The sequence below is a fragment of the Bacillus sp. LNXM65 genome (genome assembly GCF_002998575.1).
Lineage (GTDB): Bacteria > Bacillota > Bacilli > Bacillales > Bacillaceae > Bacillus.
In genome coordinates this window covers 384,067-391,934 of the sequence record NZ_PVRB01000005.1, presented here as the reverse complement: position 1 = coordinate 391,934, position 7,868 = coordinate 384,067, and the positions used below count along the sequence as shown (strand labels likewise).

Sequence of the window (7,868 nt, the reverse complement as noted above, 5' to 3'; positions counted from 1 at the left end):
ATCAGGTTGATAGGTCTGAGGTGGAAGCGTGGTGACACGTGGAGCTGACAGATACTAATAGATCGAGGACTTAACCTATATTCTAATGTGAAGCATGAACATTGTTATCTAGTTTTGAGAGAACATTCTCTCCATCAGGTTTGGTGGCGATAGCGAAGAGGTCACACCCGTTCCCATACCGAACACGGAAGTTAAGCTCTTCAGCGCCGATGGTAGTTGGGGGTCTCCCCCTGTGAGAGTAGGACGCCGCCAAGCTTTTTGTTTATATCCTTCCAATGGAAGAAGTTACTTTATCATTCCGCAGTAGCTCAGTGGTAGAGCTATCGGCTGTTAACCGATCGGTCGTAGGTTCGAGTCCTACCTGCGGAGCCATGCTTCCATAGCTCAGTAGGTAGAGCACTTCCATGGTAAGGAAGAGGTCAGCGGTTCGAGCCCGCTTGGAAGCTTTCCTCTAAATTATAATGATTAATGTGTAAGGTTTCTCGATGATGAGAAGGCTTTTTTTGTTTGTTTTCATATATATTAAATTCGTTCATGTTTAACTACAAACAAGATTGCTATACGAATGGAGCAATTTGCTTGGAAGCTTTGCATTAGGTTTCTACATATGCCTTTTTTCGTTCTTGATACTTCAGTGCCTTTTTATGCTTACTAAAGTGATGATATCCTCTCTAACAAAAGACTCTGTACGTTCCTCTTTCCCCCGAAAGTGAAGCATTGTTTATTTTTCCTTTCTTCATCTCCAGGTTTGGTTGATCTTCTTTTCTTGTTCGGTATGTATATAAAAAGGAGTAGATGGTTTGAAAGATTTATTTGTAAAGCAAGAATGGTTTGGGCATGTGCGTCAGGATGTGCTTGCGGGTATTTTAGTGGCTCTGGCCTTAATTCCAGAGGCGATTGCGTTTTCGATTATTGCGGGCGTTGATCCGAAGATCGGGTTGTATGCTTCGTTTTGTATTGCAATTGTGATTTCGTTTGTTGGTGGACGGCCAGGTATGATTTCGGCCGCTACAGGAGCTATGGCTCTGGTCATGGTTAATTTGGTTGCCGATCATGGATTGCAATATTTGTTTGCAGCTACGATTTTAACAGGTCTGATTCAAATAGTGTTTGGACTCTGCCGAGTGTCTCGTCTAATGAAATTTATTCCGAGGTCCGTGATGGTTGGTTTTGTGAATGCGTTGGCTATTATGATCTTCATGGCTCAGCTTCCACATTTCGTCGGAGAATCAATGGCCATGTATATCATGACAGGTGGCGCCTTGTTGATTATTTATTTATTGCCGATGGTGATAAAGGTGATACCTTCCCCACTCATTGCGATTATTGTCATGACGATCATTGCTGTATTTGGACATATTGATGTTAGAACGGTTGGAGATATGGGAGAGCTTCCTAGTTCTTTGCCTGCTTTTCTGATTCCTCAAGTACCGTTTAGCTGGGAGACACTTACTATCATTTTTCCTTATTCTTTAGCACTTGCGATGGTTGGTTTACTTGAGTCTCTTTTAACTGCACAGATTGTCGATGATATGACGGAGACGTCTAGTCGTAAGAACAAGGAAGCGAGAGGTCAAGGGATTGCTAATGTGGTTGCAGGATTCTTTGGTGGTATGGCTGGCTGTGCGATGATTGGTCAATCAGTGATTAATACGAAGGCAGGCGGGCGTGGCCGTCTTTCTACCTTTGTAGCGGGCGCATTTCTAATGGTGCTGATTTTTGTACTCGGAGATGTGGTGGTTCAAATTCCGATGGCTGCTCTTGTGGCTGTGATGATTATGGTCTCCGTTGGGACATTTGATTGGAGTTCCTTTCAGCAGCTAAAAAAGAATCCGAAAACAGATTCTATTGTCATGATTGTCACGGTCGTGACTGTGGTGTTGACTCATGATTTATCAAAAGGTGTGTTTGCAGGTGTGCTGCTTAGTGCGATATTCTTTGTAGCAAAAATATCAAAGCTTCATATTACCTCTACAGAAAGCCAAGCGGGTATTTGGGTGTATCGAATTAAAGGGCAAATTTTCTTTGCTTCTGTCACTGATTTCATCCAAGCGTTCCATCATGAGAAAGATCTCCAAGCCGTTGTGATTGATTTGTCTGAAGCGCGTATATGGGATGAATCAGGCGTGGCAGCGATAGAACGTGTAAAGGAAAAGTATCAAGCAGCTGGTGTACAGGTAGACGTAGTTGGAATGGATACCTCGAGTCGAAAGCTTGTGAAACAGGTGAATGGTTCTTAAAAAGATCTTTCTGTTTGTTACAATAGAAAAGGTAAGAAAGTGAAGGATGGAGGTGGCCGGCATGCTTGTGCGTTTGAACCAAGTGCTCGGCCGGATGATGCCGCTTATTACGCCCATTAGTGTGTTACTCGGTGTATTATTGTCGGCCTATTTAAAGGATTTTACGTTTATGGTGCCCTGGGTATTTGCCATGATGACATTTTCAGGGAGCTTGTCATCTACTTTTTCAGCTTTAAAGCATACGGTGATGCACCCATTGCCTTTGATTTTATCGTTTATGATTTTACATGTGCTGATGCCCCTTTATGCCTGGTCAGCGGGGCATTTGATATTTGCGGGTGATTCCATGACGATCACCGGTTTGACGCTTGCGATGGTGATTCCAACAGGTGTTTCTAGTTTAATATGGGCGGCGATGTATAAAGGGAATGTCGGGTTAACGTTATCTATCATTTTAATTGATACATTGCTTTCGCCATTGATTGTGCCAGTAAGCTTGTCACTCTTCGTCGGTACACAGGTCCATATGGACATGGTTGCGATCATGAAAGGGCTGTTTGGTATGGTGGTACTGCCCTCTATTTTAGGGATGCTCGTTCGCCAGTATGCAAAGCCATCGGTGACGAAAACAATTAGTCAGACCCTGTCTCCTTTTTCAAAATTAGGCTTGTTTGTTGTCGTATCGATTAACAGTTCTGTTGTCGCCCCATATTTGCGTGAACTGGATGTTGCATTTTTTAGCAAAGCAGCGACTGTCTTTTTCATTGCGATGAGTGGATATGCTTTTGCATGGTTGATTGGAAAGGTGATGAAATGTACTCAAGGGGAGATTGTGGCCATTGTGTATACGGGCGGCATGAGAAATATTAGTGCCGGAGCTGTGCTTGCTATTAGCTTTTTCCCGCCTGCTGTTGCTGTCCCTGTTGTGATTGGCATGCTATTTCAGCAAGTGCTTGCTGCCTTGTTTGGTTTCTTACTCAATCGTTTTGAGCTGAAGGCGCCTGCTGTGACTAAATCTTTATCATGAAAAGACCTCCATCTTATGAGATGGAGGTCTTTTTGCGAATTAATAGATGAGATATTTCTTCCGTTTCTTTTCGAACGATTTGAGGTCATGATGATAGCGCTTCATGATGTGTTTGACGGAAGTACCTTGATTGATTTCTTCTTTGATCCAACCATTTCCGATGAGTTTATCAAAGCTGCCTGTTTGAAGGAACTGAAAGTCTTTTGGATATAAATCATGTATTGCTTTGATGATGGATAACCCTGTTTTTACCGCTTCGAATGAAGAGCTGTCTGTGACGTATAGCTGCACACCGTGTGATAGCTTACCTGCATGTTTAGAAAAAGTGGGGGTGAATGATACTGGTCTAAATTGTACACCCTTTAGTTTTAACTGATTTAAATGATCTGCTAGTTCGCTGCTATTGATATATGGAGCGCCAATGAGCTCGAACGGTTTTGTTGTTCCTCTGCCTTCAGAGACATTTGTTCCTTCAATTAATCCTGTGGCGGGATATACAAAGGTACTATCCACTGTCGGCATGTTAGGTGAAGGAAGGACGAACGGCAGCTTCGTGTCATCAAACGTCATGGAACGCTTCCAATTTTTCATTTTGATGACTGTGACATCAGCATTGATATGAAACTCTTTGTTAAAGAATTTTGCTAGTTCACCAGTGGTCATTCCATGTCTTAATGGTATTGGATAGAGCCCTACAAATGAAGCGTGCTCAGGTTCTAAGACAGGGCCTTCTACTTTTAGTCCGCCAATGGGGTTTGGACGGTCTAGGACAACAAAGGGAATGTTGTTTTCTTTAGCGGCCTCCATCGCATAAGCCATCGTGTAAATATAGGTGTAATAACGAGCACCAACATCTTGGATATCAAACAGCAAGACATCTACATTTTTGAGCATGTCAGGCGTGGGTTTTCTTGTTTTTCCATAGAGAGAGTAAACAGGGAGACCTGTTTTTTCATCAGTATAGGATTCGACGCCTTCTCCTGCTTGTGCATCGCCGCGCACACCATGTTCTGGTCCATATAGAGCAGTAAGCTTGATACTTGGATGCTCAAATAGGAGATCGACACTGCTTTTCATATTTGCATCAATACCAGTTGGGTTCGTAATGAGGCCGACCCTTTTCCCTTTTAACCATGCAAGGTTGCCTGAGAGTAGTGTTTCGATCCCTGTTTTGACCGCTGCTTTTTTTCCTTTTGTATCTGTTCGTTCTTGGTTTGCGGGGGAGGCGGCGGTCAATGTGCTCATAATGAGAATGCTTGCGAGTATCAAGCTTGCTGTTTTTTTCAAGAGAATCCCTCCTATTTGATCTGTTTCCCTTTCAAGTTGAGTCCATAGCCGAATGGATACAGGGTTTGATTTGGATGAGTGACAGATGGGATATCCACAGGCAATTTGCCCTTAGGTGATGCAGCGCCAAATATCACTTCTAATCCAGCAGGAATATTTGGCTGATTGAATTGCCCGTTTGAGTAGCCTTTAAAACCGTAAACGGCTAGTAAGGCATCAGCCTCCTCAAAATTTGCCGCATCGTAAGGATTTCTTAGACTCATGATGACCATTTTTTTGTTTTGTGCTGCTGCTTCTTTCATAACAGCACGAGGGAAGGCAGTAGCCCATTTTTTCGGGTCCTGTACATTGTCATCAATCACACCATCATTCACAGCTGGGTCATTTTGGACAACGTAAGAGCCGGTAATCACATAGTCAGCATCTTGTATTAGTTTGGCTGTTTCTTTAGTGAAGGTCTTATCCGCAAACGCATATGATTGGATACGTACAGGCTTGATCTTTTTTTGTTTGATCAGAGAGTCAATTGTGACAGACATGGCTTTTGTCTGATCTTCGTAAGGTGCCATGACCAAGATCTTGTTATTCTTTTTAGGCTTGAATGGTAAGGTCTTTTCGTTGTTTTTAAGCAGGGTGATCCCTTCACGTGCCATTTTTTGTTCTGCTTTCCGGTGCGACTTTTTCCCAACGACTTGAGTGGCTTTTTTGATTTTTTTCTCAAGGGTGATGGGTTTCTTGGAAGAAATGATGCCGCGTTTGATTTTCAATTGAAGAATTTTTTCGACAGATTGGTTGATTTGAGACATCGGAACTTCTTTCTTTACAACCGCCTGTTTTACAGCATTGAACACATTCTCTAGGTTTTTTTCTGTTTTTAGAGAGGTGACTGGTGCTGGCATAAGGGCGATGTCGACACCTGCCTTAATAGCCATCACCACGGCTTCTTCCTGCCCAAAGTTATCTGCAATCGCTTTCATATTTAGGGCGTCTGTTACCACAACACCTTGAAAGCCCATCTCTTCTTTTAATAAGTGTGTGATGACTTTTTTCGATAAGGTTGCTGGAACCATAATGTCCTCGCCATCTTTTTTGCTTTTGTACGTTGTGTGGTCAATGGCAGGGAATTGAACATGAGCGGTCATGACCATATCCGCACCAGCGTTGATGGCTTGTTGAAACGGATACAGCTCCACTTTTTTAAGACGATCTAGGTCATGTTCTACGAGCGGCAAGCCATAGTGACTATCGACGGCTGTATCACCATGTCCCGGGAAATGCTTTAGTGTGGAAATGGTCTTTTCCTTTTGAAGTCCTTTCATGGTTTGAAGGCCAAGCCTAGTGACAAGAGCAGGATCAGAGCTAAAGGAACGGACACCAATGACGGGGTTGTTTGGATTATTATTCACATCAAGCACAGGAGAGAAGTTTGTATTGATCCCTAGTGCGTTTAGTTCTTTGCCGATGATTTTACCTGTGTCGTATGCATTTTTCTTACTTCTAGAGGCACCAATCGACATATTTCCTGGGAAATGTGTTCCCTTTTGTAATCTTGTGACGATTCCACCTTCTTGATCAATTGAAATGAGTAATGGAATCTTTGGTGATGCTTTTTGAAATTCATGGGTGAGTTTGACGGTTTGTTTCGTATCAACGACATTCTCCACAAATAAGATGACACCGCCTAGATGATATTTTTCAACAAGATGGGACACTTCTTTATTCATCTTTGTTAAGCCTGTAGGTGCAGATTCATCTTTTGTTTGCCAATTGCGAAAGTCTGGCATGAGCATTTGACCTATCTTTTCATCCAGGGACATGTCTTGCACCATTTGTTTTGCGGTTGGAAGAGGGGCAGAGCTAACCTTTTCCGTTGGAATGGAAGAGGTTAGCAGGGCCAAAACCAGAGTAGCGGGGAAAAGAGCTTTTAACATCGAATTCCTCCTTTTACTTAAAAGATTCGTAGATTGCGGTCATGATGCTTCCATAAGTACCAGTTGGGAAAAGGTCACCTTCAAATTGATTTGGGTTGGTTTCAGGTGAAACGACAGGCAAATGTTTCTTATTTGTCAGCAAGACGATACCTAGATTATGTTTTGGATCAATCAATGTCATGGTTCCGGTCCAGCCAGTATGTCCATAGGCTTCGTTACTTGCATATTTTCCAAACATCCATTCCATGTCAGTATGACCGTTTTTACGCCAGCCTAGCCCGTAAGTTGGGTTTGTATCAGAAGAGGCTGTAAAGAGATCGATAGAAGCTTGATCAAAGATGGTTTTTTTTCCATAGCCTCCTTTGTTCAGCATGAGCTGGAGCAGCACGCCCATATCTGACATGTTAGAGAAAAGTCCGGCATGACCAGAGATACCTGCCATTGAGTAATATGCTTTCTCATCGTGGACTTCGCCTAGCAGGGTGTACCTGCGAATGTTTTCAAAATCAATGACACCATCTCGCGAATTACCTAAACGTTCGGTTGCTGCAAAATGCTTCGGTTTAAATCCTTTTTGCAGTGGATTGAACATTGTATGTTTGAGACCTAGCGGCCGATAGATCGTCGACTCTACATATTGATCAAGAGGCATACCTGTTTTTTTCTCAATGATCATGCCTAACAGCATGTAATCAATGTCACTATAAATGTGCTGGGTGCCTGGTTTGTATTGCAGCGGCACCTTCGGCAGCCATTTCATCGTTGTCTTTCTATCTTGAGAGAAAAAGGTGCCGGCTGCTTCTTTGCTATAAAATAAGACACTGGAAGGGAGTCCGGCAGAATGGGTCAGAAGATCATTTACACGGAGCTGTTCTTTGCCGGTTACCTTTGCATCTGGTTCATCTTTAAAATCTGGCAGGATGGATTGTATTTTTTCGTTCACATCCAGTTTTTTCTCGTAGACGAGCTTTTGCAGGGCATAGTTGGTCGCATACATTTTGGTGTTGGATGCTAAGTCGAACAGTGTATTCTTTTTCATTTTCTTATATGATTTGAGTTCGGTTGTGCCTTCGTATTTTTGCCTGTAGCCATAGGCTTTTTGATGGACGATTTTTCCGTCTTTGATAATGATGAGTGCGGCTCCTGGAAATCCTGCTTTGATGTCGTTTTGAATCATGTGATCAACCTTCCTAAGCTGCCTGGAAGAAAAACCTGCTTGTTCCGGTCGTTTTGCCTTTTTTAAGACGGGATATTCTTCAGGTGCTGTTTTAGACAAAGACGATACAGGATGGGAGCTAGTTGCAAATGTTTGTACGGGTAATCCAAGGAGCATGAGCAGACTTGTTATTAAGAGAAAGTATTTCTTCAAGAGTTAGACCTCCT

At 42.8% G+C, this 7,868-nt stretch carries 5 protein-coding genes, 2 tRNA genes and 1 rRNA gene; 5 read left to right on the top strand and 3 right to left on the bottom strand.

Annotated elements, in window-relative coordinates:
- Nucleotides 1-139 precede the first annotated feature (139 nt).
- The 5 genes from rrf (at nucleotide 140) to C6Y03_RS12560 (ending at nucleotide 3,267) form a co-directional block, all read left to right on the top strand.
- A 5S ribosomal RNA gene (gene rrf, locus C6Y03_RS12580) occupies nucleotides 140-255 on the top strand.
- A gap of 42 nt (nucleotides 256-297) precedes the next feature.
- Nucleotides 298-372 (top strand) — tRNA-Asn (locus C6Y03_RS12575).
- A gap of 1 nt (nucleotide 373) precedes the next feature.
- A tRNA-Thr gene (locus C6Y03_RS12570) sits at nucleotides 374-446 on the top strand.
- A gap of 354 nt (nucleotides 447-800) precedes the next feature.
- On the top strand, nucleotides 801-2,240 hold the full coding sequence (locus C6Y03_RS12565; protein ID WP_106039411.1) for a SulP family inorganic anion transporter: 1,440 nt from the start codon (nucleotides 801-803) through the stop codon (nucleotides 2,238-2,240).
- A 46-nt stretch (nucleotides 2,241-2,286) separates the two neighbouring features.
- The gene (locus tag C6Y03_RS12560; protein WP_081311457.1) at nucleotides 2,287-3,267 is read left to right on the top strand and encodes a bile acid:sodium symporter family protein; all 981 of its coding nucleotides are present in this window, start codon (nucleotides 2,287-2,289) and stop codon (nucleotides 3,265-3,267) included.
- Between the two features lie 39 nt (nucleotides 3,268-3,306).
- On the opposite strand, the gene C6Y03_RS12555 is transcribed toward C6Y03_RS12560, so the two are convergent.
- The 3 genes from C6Y03_RS12555 to pbp4b are packed head-to-tail and all read right to left on the bottom strand — an operon-like array spanning nucleotide 3,307 to nucleotide 7,854.
- Nucleotides 3,307-4,554, bottom strand: coding sequence for an exo-beta-N-acetylmuramidase NamZ family protein (locus C6Y03_RS12555; RefSeq protein WP_106039410.1), 1,248 nt, complete (start codon nucleotides 4,552-4,554; stop codon nucleotides 3,307-3,309).
- Nucleotides 4,555-4,565: 11 nt separating this feature from the next.
- Nucleotides 4,566-6,485, bottom strand: a complete 1,920-nt coding sequence (locus C6Y03_RS12550) for a glycoside hydrolase family 3 protein (protein ID WP_106039409.1) — start codon at nucleotides 6,483-6,485, stop codon at nucleotides 4,566-4,568.
- 13 nt (nucleotides 6,486-6,498) lie between these two features.
- Nucleotides 6,499-7,854 (bottom strand): penicillin binding protein PBP4B, encoded by a 1,356-nt coding sequence (gene pbp4b, locus C6Y03_RS12545; protein WP_106039408.1) that lies wholly within the window; start codon nucleotides 7,852-7,854, stop codon nucleotides 6,499-6,501.
- Nucleotides 7,855-7,868 lie beyond the last annotated feature (14 nt).